The 15,753-nt window shown below is 69.7% G+C and carries 14 protein-coding genes; 4 read left to right on the forward strand and 10 right to left on the reverse strand.

Annotated elements, in window-relative coordinates:
• Positions 1-376 precede the first annotated feature (376 nt).
• Positions 377-799, forward strand: a complete 423-nt coding sequence (locus tag ABTZ59_RS24400; RefSeq protein ID WP_249952197.1) for a hypothetical protein — start codon at positions 377-379, stop codon at positions 797-799.
• Positions 800-877: 78 nt separating this feature from the next.
• Positions 878-1,681 (forward strand): nucleotidyltransferase family protein, encoded by an 804-nt coding sequence (locus tag ABTZ59_RS24405; RefSeq protein WP_351414666.1) that lies wholly within the window; start codon positions 878-880, stop codon positions 1,679-1,681.
• Positions 1,682-1,849: 168 nt separating this feature from the next.
• Here ABTZ59_RS24405 and ABTZ59_RS24410 read toward each other — a convergent pair whose 3' ends face one another.
• From ABTZ59_RS24410 to ABTZ59_RS24440, 7 genes are all read right to left on the reverse strand, one after another.
• Positions 1,850-3,667: a DoxX family membrane protein gene (locus tag ABTZ59_RS24410; RefSeq protein ID WP_351414675.1), complete on the reverse strand. Its 1,818-nt coding sequence runs from the start codon at positions 3,665-3,667 to the stop codon at positions 1,850-1,852.
• A 104-nt stretch (positions 3,668-3,771) separates the two neighbouring features.
• Positions 3,772-4,722, reverse strand: coding sequence for a 23S rRNA (guanosine(2251)-2'-O)-methyltransferase RlmB (gene rlmB, locus ABTZ59_RS24415; protein ID WP_351414681.1), 951 nt, complete (start codon positions 4,720-4,722; stop codon positions 3,772-3,774).
• 149 nt (positions 4,723-4,871) lie between these two features.
• Positions 4,872-6,272, reverse strand: a complete 1,401-nt coding sequence (gene cysS, locus ABTZ59_RS24420; RefSeq protein ID WP_351414687.1) for a cysteine--tRNA ligase — start codon at positions 6,270-6,272, stop codon at positions 4,872-4,874.
• A 93-nt stretch (positions 6,273-6,365) separates the two neighbouring features.
• Positions 6,366-6,770: a PPOX class F420-dependent oxidoreductase gene (locus ABTZ59_RS24425; RefSeq protein ID WP_351414690.1), complete on the reverse strand. Its 405-nt coding sequence runs from the start codon at positions 6,768-6,770 to the stop codon at positions 6,366-6,368.
• 197 nt (positions 6,771-6,967) lie between these two features.
• Entirely contained in the window at positions 6,968-7,477 is a 510-nt protein-coding gene (ispF, locus tag ABTZ59_RS24430) for a 2-C-methyl-D-erythritol 2,4-cyclodiphosphate synthase (RefSeq protein WP_351414701.1), read from the reverse strand.
• Positions 7,467-8,213 carry a 2-C-methyl-D-erythritol 4-phosphate cytidylyltransferase gene (gene ispD / locus ABTZ59_RS24435; RefSeq protein ID WP_351414704.1) on the reverse strand — a complete coding sequence of 249 codons (747 nt, stop codon included), beginning with the start codon at positions 8,211-8,213 and terminating at the stop codon, positions 7,467-7,469. Before ispD ends, ispF begins: the two co-directional genes overlap by 11 nt.
• Positions 8,214-8,554: 341 nt before the next feature.
• Complete coding sequence (locus ABTZ59_RS24440; protein ID WP_003953493.1) at positions 8,555-9,037, reverse strand: CarD family transcriptional regulator; 483 nt, start codon at positions 9,035-9,037, stop codon at positions 8,555-8,557.
• 692 nt (positions 9,038-9,729) lie between these two features.
• Here ABTZ59_RS24440 and ABTZ59_RS24445 point away from each other — a divergent pair.
• Positions 9,730-10,431 carry a copper chaperone PCu(A)C domain-containing protein gene (locus ABTZ59_RS24445; protein ID WP_351414709.1) on the forward strand — a complete coding sequence of 234 codons (702 nt, stop codon included), beginning with the start codon at positions 9,730-9,732 and terminating at the stop codon, positions 10,429-10,431.
• Positions 10,432-10,578: 147 nt separating this feature from the next.
• On the opposite strand, the gene phoP is transcribed toward ABTZ59_RS24445, so the two are convergent.
• On the reverse strand, positions 10,579-11,259 hold the full coding sequence (gene phoP, locus ABTZ59_RS24450) for a two-component system response regulator PhoP (protein ID WP_189110519.1): 681 nt from the start codon (positions 11,257-11,259) through the stop codon (positions 10,579-10,581).
• Positions 11,256-12,518 carry a two-component system sensor histidine kinase PhoR gene (gene phoR, locus ABTZ59_RS24455; RefSeq protein ID WP_351414718.1) on the reverse strand — a complete coding sequence of 421 codons (1,263 nt, stop codon included), beginning with the start codon at positions 12,516-12,518 and terminating at the stop codon, positions 11,256-11,258. The genes phoP and phoR overlap by 4 nt, the downstream gene beginning before the upstream one ends.
• Before the next feature lie 207 nt (positions 12,519-12,725).
• Between phoR and phoU the strand changes: the two genes are divergently transcribed.
• Entirely contained in the window at positions 12,726-13,406 is a 681-nt protein-coding gene (gene phoU, locus ABTZ59_RS24460; protein WP_030353390.1) for a phosphate signaling complex protein PhoU, read from the forward strand.
• Between the two features lie 554 nt (positions 13,407-13,960).
• On the opposite strand, the gene ABTZ59_RS24465 is transcribed toward phoU, so the two are convergent.
• A complete protein-coding gene (locus tag ABTZ59_RS24465) occupies positions 13,961-15,487 on the reverse strand; it encodes an FAD-binding oxidoreductase (protein WP_351414727.1) in 1,527 nt (508 codons plus the stop codon).
• Positions 15,488-15,753 lie beyond the last annotated feature (266 nt).

The raw sequence follows: 15,753 nt of genomic DNA on the forward strand, positions 1-15,753 counted from the left end.
GCGATCTGGCACAACCGCAACACCGGCCGAACCATCACACGCTCGCTAACCGCCTACGACCACTAACCAAGCCTTCGGACTTACTCGTCTAGGACGTCCGGAGCGGCTGGAGGAACGGCCAGGACCGCGTGTTCACGGGTGCGCGCGGCACGTACGGCACGTACGGCTGACGCGCCCGCAGAGCTCCCGTTCCGAATTCGTCCGCGCGGCCCCGCACTCCGGTGCGGGGCCGCGCGCATGTGTCGACAAATACCCCGGCAGACCGGCCATTTCGGACAGGTCACGTCAACACCCCATTCGAAAAGTCCGGTCGAACCATCCCTCACACGAGTGACTAAATGTCGCCAAATCATTACTGACCGCTACGCTCGCCTGCGTGACCCACACAGCCCGCCGTATCGGCCGAACTCTCGCTCTCGTACTGCCCGTCGTCCTGGTGCTCTCCGGGACCCTCGCGGTCGCCCGCGTCCCGTGGGCGGCCAGCACCTCCGAGTCGCAGGTCCTGACCGCCTCTTCGGACACCGCCTCGGTCCGGGCCAAGTCCCGTACGCCCCAGGACATTCTGCGCGACCAACTCCTCGTGGAGCTTCAGGAGAAGGATCCGGGCATCGCCCTGACGCACCTTCAGCGGCAGGTCGAGGAGCGCCCGTCGCTCGCCAAGCACTGCATGTCGATCGCGCGGGCCCTCGGCCGCGCCGCCGTGGCCTCCTACGGCCCGACGCGCGCGCAGTCCTTCTCGCGTCCCGTGTGCGACACCTCGTTCGCGTACGGCGTCTCCCAGCAGACCGCGGGCAGCTGACCGCGGGCAGCTCCCGCGGTCCGCTGACCGCGGGGACTGACCGCCGGCGCCCTGTCCGGCCCGCCTATCGTTCACGGCATGCATACGTATCCGACGCAGGCCGTGGTTCTCGCGGGCGGCCAGGGGTCGCGGCTGCGCCCGTACACCGATGACCGGCCCAAGCCGATGGTCGAGATCCCCGGGACAGGGACCCCGATCATCGGCCATCAGCTTTCCTGGCTCGCCGCCGAGGGCGTGACCGATGTCGTCATCTCGTGCGGCCATCTCGCCGAAGTCCTCCAGGAATGGCTGGACTCGGCGGATCTGCCGCTGCGCGTCACCACCGTGGTGGAGCCCGAGCCGCTGGGGCGCGGCGGCGGCCTCAAGTACGCCGCCGCGCGCCTGCCCGCCCCCGATCAGCCGTGGTACGCCACCAATGGCGACATCTGGACGCGTTTCTCGCTGCGCGAGATGGCCGCGTTCCACACCGAGCGTGACGCGACGGCGACGCTCGCCCTGGCCCGGCCGCGGATCCCGTGGGGGGCCGTCGAGACGGACGAGTTCGGTCATGTCCTCGACTTCATCGAGTCGCCCCCGTCGCCGTATCTGATCAACGCGGGGGTGTACGTGTTCTCCACGGGCTTCGTCGAGTTGCTGCCCGATCGCGGCGACCACGAGCGGACCACCTTCCCCCGGCTGGCGCGGCAGCGGCGGCTGGCGGGCTATCCGCTGCCGAACGGGGCGTACTGGCGGGCCATCGACACCGCGAAGGACCTCACGGAGGCGGCCAAGGAGCTGGCGTCCGGCGGCCCTGGGCGCCCCGCGGGCCCTGTCGCGGGCGCCGGGCCCCTTCCGGGGCATCCCGGGGGTCCCGGGAGCCCCGGCACCCCCGTAGGACGCTGACGGCCCTCCTGAGCGACTGAACGACTCGGCGACTCGGCGACTCAGCGACTCAGCGACTGAACGACTCACTGACTGGGCGACTGGGCGACTGGGCGACGACTGAGGGGCGGCCACCCCGCTCGGGTGGCCGCCCCTCAGTCCAGTTCAGTGCTCCTTACGGTCATGGCGTCAGCCGAGCAGGCCGCCGATCGGGTTGCGGTTGCCGCCGCCCGAGGACGAGCCCCCGGTGCCGGATCCCCCGTCGCCGCCGCTGCCGCTGCCGCTGCCGCTGCCTCCACCGCTTCCGTCGCCGCCCGTACCGCCCGTGGAGGCCGGTCCCTGGCTGCTGGACGGCGGCGGGGCCTGCTCCGCGGTCCGCGGGGCCTGCTGGACCGTGCCCTGCGTCTGGCTGGGGGGCTGCTGGATCCGTCCCGTGCCCGTCGAGGCGCCGCCGCTCTCGCGGACCTGTCCTTCACTGCCGGGCGCGGTCTGTGGGGCGGTGGGGCTGCCCGAACGGCTCGCGGACGGCTCGGACGACGCACTGCCCTTGGCGCCCCCGCTGTCGGGCGAACCGGACGCGCTGCTCGTACCCCCGCCGCGCCTCTGCGGCAGCGGGACGCCCGGCAGTTGGTTGACCGGGTCCACATTGGGTCCTGGCACGGTCACCATCTCGGTGGAGCGTACGGCTCCGCCCAGGATCGAGCCGACCAGCAGTGTGAGACCGATGACGACGGTCGCCACGACCGTGCCCCGGCGCAGCACCCGGCGCCGCAGGTCCCAGAGCTCGGAGCGCGGCCCGAGCCTGCGCCAGGCCTCGCCCGCGAGCCGCCCGTCCACGGAGTAGACCGGGGCGCCCGCGATGATCAGCGGGGACCAGGCGGCGAGATAGATGATGTCGGGCGCGTCGTACGCCGGGACGGTCCGCCAGCTGACGGTGAGCAGCAGCGCCGCCGAGAGCAGCGCCCCGAAGGAGGCGGCGACCCGCTGCCAGAGGCCGAGGACCGTCAGTACGCCGACCACGATCTGGAGGAAGGCGACGCTGAGGCCCGCGCCGACGGGGTGGGAGAGCGCGAAGTCCCGCAGGGGCTCGGCGAGGGCCCAGGGATGCAGGGAGTTGAGCCACTTCACCATCGAGCCGCGCTCGCCGCCGTCGAAGTAGACGGGGTCGCAGAGCTTGCCCATGCCGGCGTAGATCGAGATGAAGCCGAGGAAGACGCGGAGCGGGAGCAGCACCACGCCGAGGTTCATCCGGCGGCCGGGGTAGTACGCGTGCCGTACGCCCGCGTCGGTGGCGCGCGCGCCCTCCGTGCCGTGCCGCGGGGAGCCGTCCCGCTCGTCGGGGTCCGGGCCGAGCTCGTACGGCTCGTCGTCGGGCCCTTCGTATCCTGATCCGGCGTCGTAGCCGGAGTCGTAGCGGCTGTCGTAGCGGCTGGAGTCGTGGCGCGCGTCGGAGTCGGGCGCCGTGTCGTACGCGCCGACCGCCTGCCGCATGGGCGGCAGCAGTGGCGTGACGGTGGTACGGGGGGGACCGGACGGAGCCGGTACGCCCACCCGGGGGCCGCCGACGACGGGTGTCGGTACCGTCGTCTCGCCTTCGGCATCGATCCGCGGGATGACCTGGGTGGCGCCCGCGTCGTACCCCCTTCCGGGTGCTTCTGGCAGACCGGGCGCGTCGCGGTACGCGCTGCGCGCGGGCAGGGCGGAGGAGTTCCGTACGGCCTGGAGGAGCCCGCTGGCTCCGGGGTCACCCGGCTCGGACTTTCCGCTCCAGACGACGGGCGCCCTGCGACGCGTCGCTCCACCGCCGCCCCCGCCTCTGATGACGGGGATGCGCGTGGTGTCCGCTGCCGCGGCGCGGGCGCCGCCGGGGCGCTGGGGCGTTGCGAGCTTCACCCGGAAGCTGGCGTGGTTCACGATGACCTGCGCGGGGTCGCAGTCCACTTTGAGCATGCTCAGCGGGGGCTGATCGTCGAACCCGGGCCGGGGCGTTCTGGTGTCCACACTCATCTAACCGAGTGACTTGTGTTTAGGACACTGCCTTGACGCGCGGGAAATGTCCGAGGCCCGTCAAGATCACTACGGCGGCCCGTTCGTGGTCGCGCGGGCCGCGGTCAGGACCGGCGGCGCGACGCCTCGTAGAGCACCACTCCCGCGGCGACCCCGGCGTTCAGCGACTCGGCGCCGCCGGGCATCGGGATCCGGAGCCGGAAGTCGCAGGTCTCGCCGACCAGCCGGGACAGCCCCTTGCCCTCGCTGCCGACGACGATCACGACGGGACCGCCGAGGGCTTCGAGGTCACCGACCTCGGCCTCGCCGTCCGCCGCGAGGCCGACGACGGTCAGGCCCGCCTTCTTGTACGCCTCAAGCGTGCGGGTCAGGTTGGTGCAGCGGGCGACCGGTGTGCGGGCCGCCGTACCGGCCGACGACTTCCAGGCACCTGCCGTCATCCCGGCGGCGCGGCGCTCCGGTACGACGACGCCGTGCCCGCCGAAGGCGGAGACGGAGCGGACGACCGCACCGAGGTTGCGCGGGTCGGTGACCCCGTCGAGCGCGACGATCAACGGGTCCTCGCCGTCGTCGAAGGCCGCGGCGGCGAGGTCGTCGGGGTGGGCGTACTCGTACGGCGGGACCTGGAGGACGAGGCCCTGGTGGTTCAGGCCGTTCGTCATCCGGTCCAGCTCGGGCTTGGGGGCCTCCATCAGATGGATGCCGCCACGGTCGGCCGCGAGCTGGAGCGCCTCGCGGACACGCTCGTCGTTGTCGATGAACTGCTGTACGTAGAGCGTCGAGGCGGGCACGCCGTCGCGCAGCGCCTCGAAGACGGGGTTGCGGCCGACGACCATCTCGCTGGTGCCCTTGCCGCCGCGACGGGCGACCTGGCGGCGCGCGGTCTGCTTGGCCTTGGCGTTGGCGACGCGGTTTTGGACATGGCCCTTGCGCGCGGACGCGGGCGGCGTCGGGCCCTTGCCCTCCAGTCCGCGGCGTCGCTTGCCACCGCTGCCGACCTGCGCGCCCTTCTTGTTGGACGTGCGGCGGTTCCTGCGCTGGCTGTTCCCGGCCATGACCTACCTGTTTCGTTGCTTCAGAAGTGCTTCACGGTGCTTCGTGGGTGCTTCAGAGGTGCTTCGGACGTGCGTGCGCGACGCCCCGTTTTACGCGTCAGCGTACGCAAGTGTGCCGCCCGGAGAGCCGGGCGGCACATATGCCCAGGTCAGCGCGGTCCGAGCGTCCAGCGCGGGCCCGACGGGCTGTCCTCGATGACGAGTCCGGTCTGCTGGAGCTGGTCCCGGATGGCGTCGGCGGAGGCCCAGTCCTTGCGGCCGCGCGCCGCCTCGCGCTGTTCCAGTACGAGCCGTACGAGCGTGTCCACCACGCCGTGAAGATCTTCGCCGCGGTCCGCCTCGCCGGCCCAGTGCGGGTCGAGGGGGTCCAGGCCGAGGACGCCGAGCATGGCCCGTACCTCGGCGAGCCGGGCGACGGCCGCTTCCTTGTCGTCGGCGGCGAGCGCGGAGTTGCCCTGGCGGACGGTGGTGTGGACGATCGCCAGCGCCTGCGGCACCCCGAGGTCGTCGTCCATGGCCTCGGCGAACGCGGGCGGCACCTCGTCGGCCGGCTCCACCACTCCCCCGGCCTTCTCCACGACCCGCTGGACGAAGCCCTCGATCCGCGCGAACGCGGACTCGGCCTCACGCAGGGCCTCCTCGCTGTACTCGATCATCGAGCGGTAGTGCGGGGTGCCGAGGTAGTAGCGCAGCACGATCGGGCGCCAGTGCTTGACCATCTCGGAGACCAGCACCGAGTTGCCGAGCGACTTGGACATCTTCTCGCCGCTCATGGTGACCCAGGCGTTGTGCACCCAGTACTTGGCGAACTCGTCGCCGTACGCCTTGGCCTGCGCGATCTCGTTCTCGTGGTGCGGGAAGATCAGGTCGATGCCGCCGCCGTGGATGTCGAAGACGGTGCCCAGGTACTTGTGGGCCATGGCCGAGCACTCCAGGTGCCAGCCGGGCCTGCCTCGTCCCCAGGGGGTCTCCCAGGACGGCTCGCCCGGCTTGGCGGCCTTCCACATGGCGAAATCCCGCTGGTCGCGCTTGCCGGTCTCGCCCTCGCCCGAGGGCTGGCGCAGATCGTCCAGGTCCTGGTTGGACAGTTCCAGATAGCCGGGGAAGGAGCGGACGTCGAAGTAGACGTTGCCGTCGGCCTCGTACGCGTGACCGCGCTCGATCAGGCCGCGCATCATCTCGATCATCTCGGTGATGTGGCCGGTGGCGCGCGGTTCGTAGGTGGGGGGCAGGCAGCCGAGGACGTCGTACCCGGCGTTGAAGGCGCGCTCGTTCTCATAGCCGATCGCCCACCACGGCCGGCCCTGGGCGGCCGACTTGGTGATGATCTTGTCGTCGATGTCCGTGACGTTGCGGATGAACGTCACGTCGTAGCCGCGGTACTCGAACCAGCGGCGCATGATGTCGAAGTTCAGTCCCGACCTGATGTGCCCGATGTGGGGCGCGGCCTGCACGGTGGCGCCACACAGGTAGATCGAGACACAGCCCGGCGTGAGCGGGGTGAAGTCACGGATCTGCCGGGCACCGGTGTCGTACAGCCGAATAGTCACGCGACAAGGGTAGTGCGCCCGGGGTAGTGCCCCGCGACCCTTTGGGCCGCGGGGACACCGAAGCGTGACAATTGATTCCCCGGCCGGCCGAGGTCAGACGCGGCCGACGATCTTGCGCGGGGTGATACGGACGACGACGCGCTCGTCGTCGTCGGCGGCCGCCGGGTTGAACTCGGCGTACGGCTTGCCGGTGTACTTGAGCGACAGCTCGTTGATCAGTTCCTGGCCGCCCTCGGTGCTGAGGTGCGCGGTGCCGCGGATCTCCGCGTAGGTGTACGGGGCTTCGGCGGGCTGTGCGACGACGGTCACCCGGGGGTCACGGCGCAGGTTCTGCTCCTTGCGGCGGCCGATGGTCGTCGAGATGAGCAGGTCGTTCCCGTCGCGCTTCACCCAGACCGGCGACACCTGCGGGCTGCCGTCGGGCTGGATGGTGGCGATGTTGACGAAGATCGGCCCGTCGAGGAGTCGCTTGAGGTCTTCGGAGAGTTCGGCTGACATGACTGCCTTCCTGATGCCTGGCACACGGGGGGGGTGAACCGGGAGGGACGAACTCCGGTTCGCGTACTCGTCGATGCTCCCCCGGCGCACGCCCGCCAACCGGTATTTCGGGCCGGTCGGTCGGCGGGCGTCCTTCGCTGATCGTCGCTCGTCGGTCGCGAACGTCAGCCGTGGGGGGCCGGGCGGCCGTCGGCCGGTCAGCCGTTCCGTACCACCAGCGCCGTGGCGATCGCGGCCAGCCCCTCGCCCCGGCCCGTGAAGCCGAGCCCGTCGGAGGTGGCGGCGGAGATCGCGACCGGCGCGCCGACCGCCGCGGAGAGGACCTTCTGTGCCTCTTCCCGCCGCTTGCCGATCTTCGGCCGCACCCCCACGACCTGTACGGCGACATTGCCGATCGTGAAGCCCCCGGCGCGGACGATCCTGGCGGCCTCCGTGAGGAGGGTGATCCCGGACGCGCCCGACCACTCGGGGCGGCCGGTGCCGAAGTGGGCCCCCAGATCCCCGAGGCCGGCGGCGGAGAACAGCGCGTTGCAGGCCGCGTGCGCGACGACGTCCGCGTCGGAGTGGCCGGCGAGTCCGGGACCCTCGCCCTCCCAGAGCAGGCCCGCGCACCACAGCTCGCGGCCCTCCTCGAAGGCGTGGATGTCGGTGCCGATTCCGACCTGGGGCAGCGTCACGGCCACCGGCGGCCGGTTCTCAGAAGCCATCGTTGGCCCTCCTGCGGGCGAGTACCGCCTCGGCGAGCACCAGATCCAGCGGCCGGGTCACCTTGAACGCCTCCTCGTGTCCCGGTACGACCACCACGGGCGCGCCGAGGCGCTCGACCATACCGGCGCAGTCCGTCGCGCCCTCACCGACCGCCGTCTCGCTCCGATGGGCGCGCTGGAGCGTCTCGCGGTCGAAGCCCTGCGGGGTCTGTACGGCGCGCAGCAGCGCGCGCTCGGGGGTGGCGACGACCGGCTCGGGCTCGCCCTTCTCCCGGGGCTCGACCTGTTTGACGGTGTCCGCGAGCGGCAGCGCGGGCACGACGGCCGGTGCTCCGTCGCGTACGGCCTCGATCACGGAGTCCACGGTGTCGACGGGCACGAGCGGGCGGGCCGCGTCATGGACCAGGACCGCGGTGATGCCGTCGGGGAGGGCTTCGAGGCCGAGCCTGACCGATTCCTGGCGGGTCTCACCGCCGGGTACGACGAGATAGTCCGTGCGCTCGGGCAGCGCGTGTTCGTTGAGGAGGTTCTTGACCTCGGGGGCGCCCTCGGGCGGCGCGACCACGACGACGAGCGAGACGGCACGGGACGCGGCCATCGCGCGGACGGCGTGGATCAGCATCGGTGTGCCGCCCAGGGTGCGCAGCGCCTTGGGGGCGCCGGGACCGAGCCGTACGCCCCGGCCTGCGGCGGGGATGACCGCGGCGGTGCGGTGGGGCCTGGCTTCCTCTGACATCGGTTGCACTCCGGCAGGTTTGTTTCCTCGGCCGACATGGGTATGGCCACAGCGTGCCGGGCGCGACGCCTTGACCGGACCCTTCCGTGACACCGGGTCGAGACGTACCGCGCCGGCCATGAGGCAGACACGTCGCGACACGACACATGCGTGTCGCGAGCATCACGACAAGTGAATGTGTACGGGGGATGTATACGGAATGTCGGACGGGATGCGGGTATACGGGCATGCCGCAGCGCCCGGCGACGCAGCCCTTTCCTCATAGCTGGTCAGCGGGCACCACGGCATTCAGTGCTAGTGCTTCACTCAGTGCTGGCTAGTGCTTCACTGCGTCAAGATATTCAGGACGCGAGGACCTCGTCGAGCAGAGCCTCGGCCTTGTCTTCATTCGTGTTCTCCGCGAGAGCCAGCTCGCTGACAAGAATCTGCCGCGCCTTGGCGAGCATGCGCTTCTCACCTGCGGAGAGTCCGCGCTCACGTTCCCGGCGCCACAGGTCGCGCACGACTTCGGCGACCTTGATGACATCGCCGGAGGCGAGCTTTTCGAGATTTGCCTTGTAGCGACGGGACCAGTTCGTCGGTTCCTCTGCGTACGGTGCCCTGAGCACCTCGAAGACCCGGTCCAGCCCGTCCTGACCGACCACATCGCGCACGCCGACGAACTCCGCATTGTCCGCCGGTACACGCACCGTCAAGTCGCCCTGGGCGACCTTGAGCACCAAGTAGGTCTTGTCCACGCCTTTGATCTGGCGAGTTTCGATGGCCTCGATCAGCGCGGCCCCGTGATGGGGATAGACCACGGTGTCGCCAACCTTGAACGTCATGTGACAGGTACCCCTTCCGTGGCTATCCAGGGTAACACGAGAATGGCATCTTCTGAATGGCGTTTTCGCAGGTCAGGGCGCATCTCGGGGCTTGACAACAGCGCCAGGAACGTGCTGCGAACGGCTTCCGGAAGGGGGTATTCGCAGGTCGGAGCCGCTGCGCGACCACCCGGAAACGTGCGCGCCACCCGTCGTGGAACGCCTCCCGAAGTGGCCGAACGTCCCGATTTGTCGGATTCTAAGGGGCAGACTCCCCGTACTCCGTTCGGATGTCGGTCACTCGTACGAGGGGAAGTACATCGGAAGTACAACGGAAGTACGAGGGATTCTGAATTTGATCACCATGGCCCCTGGCACGGTATTCGTAAGGAATGTGTGGCGGCCGGAGAAATTGATCACCCGCATTATGTGAACGGCGTGCGAAACACCGCGATCACATGTCCGGTCCGGGGTGTGATCAGAGGCGTGATCAGAGGCGTGATCAGCAGCCTGATCAGGGTGTGATCAGCAGGACGAGCCGGTGCGCCGGGAGCGGTCGGGACCGGCCGGAACCCGTCGGGGGCGGGTCGGGTGCGGGGCCGCCACAACGGCTCGGTAATCTGAGGGGCGCTGACGCTCGTTTAGCCCGAATCCCAGGTTGGTCAGCTCGTCCTCAGCCCCTCCGTCCGTACGTCCTAGGAGTTGCCGCCGCCGTGAGCCGCAGCCTTCGACGCGGCGCCCTCGCCGCTACCGCCCTCGTGTTCTCGCTCGCCACGCTCTCCGCGTGCGGTGCCGGCAACAACGCGCAGACCCTCGGCGTCAGGCCGGACAACGCCGCCACCTCCGTCGACGTCATCACCATCCAGAACGCGACGGTGATCACCCAGCCCGAGGCAAACGCGGAAGGCCCGGCGGTCGTCACCGGCACGGTCTTCAACAACGGCGGGAGCGCGCAGACCCTCGACTCGGTGCAGCTGCCCGGCACCGGCGCGACGGTGAAGCTCTCCCCGGCCAAGGGCTCGGGCCCGATCACCGTGCCGGCCCAGGGTTCTGTCCAGCTCGGTGGCGCGGGCAACGCCTCCGCCATGATCGAGAACGGCCGCGAGGCCGCGAAGAACGGCGACGCGCAGCAGGTCGTCTTCACCTTCAGCAAGACCGGCGACGTGGCGCTGCGTGCCTTCGTCTGGCCCGCGAACAGCTTCTTCAAGGAAGTGGGCCCCAGTACGCTGCCGACCCCGCCCGGGGCGCCGTCGGGATCTCCGTCCGGATCTCCGTCGGGCAGCGCGTCGAGCAGCACGTCGGGGACCCCCGCCGGGGGCGCCGAGATTGAGAGCGGCCGGCCCGGTGGCGAGTCGGAGGCAACGTCGGGCACGCCGTCCGACTCCGCGTCCGCCTCGCACGAGACCACGGGCTGAGACATGGCTGTGGCGCCCGGCCCGGGATCCGGGCAGGGCGCCACAGCCACACGTCAGGGCCACCCGGGCCGGTTCACGGCTCGCCCTTGTCGCATCCGCGCCGGACTCCGTCCGGAACGGATGTCGACGGATGTCGCCGGGGCCGGTTTACGGCTCGAACTTGTAGCCCAGGCCACGGACCGTCACCAGATACCGCGGGGCACCGGGGTCGGGCTCGATCTTGGCGCGGAGCCGCTTGACGTGGACGTCCAGGGTCTTGGTGTCGCCGACATAGTCCGCGCCCCACACCCGGTCGATCAGCTGCATACGGGTCAGCACCCGGCCCGCGTTGCGGAGCAGCATCTCCAGCAGGTCGAACTCCTTCAGCGGAAGGTCGACCTTGCCGCCGGAGACGGTCACGACATGGCGGTCCACGTCCATCCTGACCGGACCCGCCTCCAGGGCGGCCGGGGCCACCTCTTCGGGCTCACCGCGACGGCGCAGGACCGCGCGGATACGGGCGACCAGTTCCCGCGAGGAGAAGGGCTTGGTGACATAGTCGTCCGCCCCTATCTCCAGGCCGACGACCTTGTCGATCTCACTGTCCTTGGCGGTCACCATGATCACCGGGACATTGGACTTGCCGCGCAGCTGGCGGCAGACCTCGGTACCCGGCAGGCCGGGCAGCATGAGGTCGAGCAGGACGAGGTCGGCGCCGTTGCGTTCGAACTCGTCGAGCCCCGCGGGCCCGGTGGTCGCGATCGCGACCTCGAAGCCTTCCTTGCGGAGCATGTAGGAAAGGGCGTCGCTGAAGGATTCCTCATCCTCGACGACGAGCACTCGGGTCACGGAAGGACCTCCGGGGCAGGAATCACGGTCGGGGTATCCAGCTCGATGCTGGGGTCTGTGTCGTAGGGCCGGTCGTCTTCGTCCGGGCCGGTGGGTGTTCGGTCCCGTCCGGCGCCCGCCTCGGGCAGCCTCAGGGTGAAGGTGGAGCCCTGGCCTTCTGAGCTCCATACGGTGACCTCCCCGCCGTGCGAGGCGGCCACGTGCTTGACGATGGCGAGGCCGAGCCCCGTACCGCCGGTGGCTCGGGAGCGGGCCGGGTCCACGCGGTAGAAGCGTTCGAAGATCCGCTCGCGGTCCTTCTCGGAGATGCCTATGCCCTGGTCGGTCACGGCTATCTCGATCAGGTCCCCGCCGGTGGCGGAGACGCGGTGCGCGGCGATACCGACGCGCGTGCGGGCCGGGGAGTAGTTGACGGCGTTCTCGACGAGATTGCCGAGAGCGGCGGCGAGCTGGCCGCGGTTGCCCCAGACATGCAGATCGGCCGTTCCGCCCGAGGCCATGGTGATCTGCTTGGTGGACGCGGGCTGCCGGGACCTGTCGATGGCCTCGGCGACCAGTTCGTCCACCCGTACGGACTCGGAGTCCTCCAGCGGGTCGTCGTTCTGCACCCGTGAGAGGTCGATGAGTTCCTGTACGAGATTGGTGAGCCGGGTCGCCTCGATCTGCATGCGGCCGGCGAAGCGGGTGACCGCCTCGGGGTCGTCCGAGGCGTCCATCACGGCCTCGGAGAGCAGGGAGAGCGCGCCGGTGGGGGTCTTGAGTTCGTGGCTGACATTCGCCACGAAGTCGCGCCGTACCGCTTCGATGCGGCGGGCTTCTGTGAGGTCCTCGACCAGAAGCAGGACGAGGCGGGAGCCGAGCGGAGCCACCCGGGCGGAGACCGCCAGGGCCTCTCCCCGGCCCGTACCGCGCCGGGGGAGATCCAGCTCCACCTGTCTTATCTCGCCGTCGCGCCGGGTGTCGCGCGCCATGTGCAGCATCGGTTCGACAGCGAGTTTGCCGCCCCTGACCAGGCCCAGCGCATACGCCGCTGAGCTGGCCTTGACCACGGAGTCGCTCTCGTCGAGCACGACCGCGGAGGAGCGGAGCACGGACAGTACGGTGTCGACGCCCGGGGGCAGTACGGCATCCGTGTGCAGGGAGGTACGTGTGGGCCTGGCCTGGTCGCGTTCGCTCCAGCGAAACGCCAGCATGGCGATCACGCCGGTGCACACCCCGGCGATCGCTGCCAATGCGGCGACCGCCGCGTTCACGTCCATGTACCCCAGGTTATGCGCGGGCATGGACACTCTCCCAGCCATCGGAGTGTCTCCTCCGACACTCGTCGCCCAGAGTTCACCAAGGGGAAAGTATTGGTTCATTTGGGATGGAGGAGCCTGACGCGTAGCGGCCGGACCGTGGGAGCGTGGGGGCACAGCCCCCGGCCCCCAGGCCCCGGGCAGGAACGTGAAGAGAGGGACAACCCCATGCGGGACGCGTACCACGAGGAACTGGACTCGATAGGCGAGGACCTGGTCGAAATGGCCCGGCTGGTCGGTTCCGCCATCGGGCGGGCCACCACAGCCATGCTGGACGCGGATCTCAAGCTCGCCGAGAGCGTGATCGCCGCCGATCAGCGGGTCGACGACCTCCAGCACGACCTGGAGGCCAGGGCCATCGCGCTGCTGGCACGCCAGCAGCCGGTCGCGACCGATCTGCGGATCGTGGTCACCTCGCTGCGGATGAGCGCCGACCTGGAGCGCTCCGGCGACCTGGCGCAGCATGTCGCCAAGCTGGCCAGGCTCCGCTTCCCGGTCTCGCCCGTGCCGCACGATCTGCACGCGACGATCCTGGAGATGGGTCAGCTGGCGCAGCGCCTGATGGCGAAGGCCGCCGAGGTGATCATCACCAAGGACGTCGAGCTCGCGCTCCAGCTGGAGCAGGACGACGATGAGATGGACCTGCTGCACCGCACGCTCTTCCAGCACCTGATGGACGACCGCTGGAAGCACGGCATCGAGACGGCGGTCGACGTGACGCTGCTCGGCCGCTACTACGAGCGCTTCGCGGACCACGCGGTGGCGGTCGCCAAGCGCGTCGTCTTCCTGGTGACGGGCGAGCACGCGGACGAGATCCAGCCAGTGGACACACCGGTCGAAGGGGCGTAGCGGGTACGAGGCGTGCAGGAGCGGGTACGGGCGTGAAGGAGCGCGCGGCGGCGCCTGCGCGCATGCGCCGTTGATGCGCCCGCCCCCCTGGGCATGCAATGGGGTCAGGCGCCAACCAGGCGCGCCTTCGAGGAGGATCCCATGGCCGATTCCCCTACCCACGTCCCCCAGCAGGAAGCCCCCGCGGCCCCTGCCTCAGTGACCCGTCTCCCCCTGCTCGGCGCATGCGGCTGCGGCTCGGGCTGCGGCTGCGGCTGCCAGTCGGGCGGCTCGTGCCAGTGCGGCGGCGGGTGCGGTTAGACCGAAGGGCCCCGTCCGGCGATACGTCGCGGACGGGGCCCTTTCACGCGGTGGCCGCGCGGTGCGCGGGACAGCCGGACCATCAGCCCTGCCCGCAAGCGGAAATCTTCACTCTGAACGAGCAAAGGGATCGTCAGCAAGCTGACGATCCCTCATGCAAGATCGAGGCTGACGACACCCCTTCGACTGCGTCGGTCCCTTCTGTGTGAAAGGCCGAGCCCGACCGGGGCGGGGCCCCGACGGCGAACCGTCGATCAGCGTGACGCGGGCGGGATGCTCTGCTCGTACTGGAAGACGTTGCAGGGGTCGTACTTCGCCTTGATCTCGCGCAGCCGCTCGAAGTGGCGTCTCCCCCAGTAGGCGGTCTCCCACTCCTGCATGCCGACATTCGGCACGTTGACGTAGGCGCCGTCCACGAAGCTGCGCATCGCCTGGCTGAATTCGGCGGTCCAGGCCTGGCACGTCGAGGTGAGCGGGTCGCAGACGCCTGGTGTCGTTGAAGGAGTCCCCCAGGCTGCGCCGATCTCGGCGTAGAAGATCGCGTCGCGGTGCACGAACGCGGTGCCGCCGCGGGGCTCCTTCTTGATCGCCCCGCCGAAGGCATCGACGAAGTAGTTGCTCTCCTCCGTGGGAGCGTTTCGCATGAAGTGGCCGATGACGTCGATCGCCTTCTCCGGGAACAGCTTCTTGGCGAACTGTGAGAAGAACTTCACGTTGGCGGGCTCCTGCGAGCGCGGGACCTGGGCTCCGGCATAGATGGGGCCCCAGTTACCGACCTGCACCTCCACATTGGGCGTGCCGATCGACAGGATCGGGGCCAGCATCTCTCTGGCCTCTGCCTCCGTGCCCTCCGCGAGCCACGCGAACAGCAGGATCTGGGACTTGTGGATCTCGACTTCGGATCCGAGGCGGTTGTCGGCGAACGGCACCGTATGCTGCCATGCGTCGAAGATCCCATGCAGGTCCGTAAGGCCGTCCCAGGTCGCCTGCACATAGGTGATGCGCTTGAGCGGGTGCACCTTGTACTTGAGTTGCGTGACGATTCCGAAGTTGCCGTTTCCCGCCCCACGGAGCGCCCAGAGCAGGTCTGAGTGGTCCTTCAGGTCGGCATGGATCACCTCGGCGCAGTCGCGACCCGACGGGACGACGACCTCGGTCCCGATCAGGCTGTCACAGGCCATGCCGAGCCAGCGGTTGAGGGGGCCAAGGCCGCCGCCGATCGTCGCACCGACCAAGCCGACGCTGCCCTCGCTTCCGGTCGTGACCGCGAAGTCCTGCTCGGCGAGCGTCGTCACCGCTTCCAACTGGGTCAGGCCGGCGCCGACCGTCGCGATACGAGCGTCGGTGTCGATGTGGACCGACTTGAGCTGGCTGACGTCGATCACGATGCCGTTGTCGATGTTCGACCAGCCCTCCAGTGCGTGGCGGCCGCTGCGTACCCGCAGTGCGACGTTGTGCTGCCGCGCCCAGGTGAGGGCGTTCACCACGTCCTGGGTCTCCTGGGCGAAGACGATGACCAGCGGGTAGTGAGAGAACAGCTGGTCGTAGTCGATGCGATCATCCGTGTACGAGGCGTCATCGGGGCGGACGACGCGACCGGTCAGCTTCGCCGGCGGACATCCCGACGCCCGTTTAGTCGGGTCGCTCGCGGCCAGAAGGCCCGAGGTGCTCGCGGCCGCGATGTCCGGCGCGCCTGCGGCCGTAAGGCCCGGGATGACAATCGCCCCGGCGCCGGCGGCCGCTGACGCCCTGAGCAGGTAGCGGCGGGAAAGATCACTCAAGGTCCAGATCCTCTCGATCGGGCTACGCCGCTACTCGGCTGACGGAGCCCTTACCCGCCAGCCGCCGGGCAGTCCTTTGTGGTCGACGCCCGGACGGTAACGGGGCGACCATGCGGTGTTTCCCGACACGCCAATGGAGGACGATGACGACAGCCTGAAGGAGTAACTCAGCGGGATCCTGTCATCACCGGATTTGCAGGCGCCTTTACCTCGGAAGCCCGCGGAACGCCATCGGCCGTGCGCTCCGGCCGCAAGATCCGGTTCAC

The sequence above is a fragment of the Streptomyces sp. NPDC094034 genome (genome assembly GCF_040303865.1).
Taxonomy (GTDB): Bacteria; Actinomycetota; Actinomycetes; order Streptomycetales; family Streptomycetaceae; genus Streptomyces.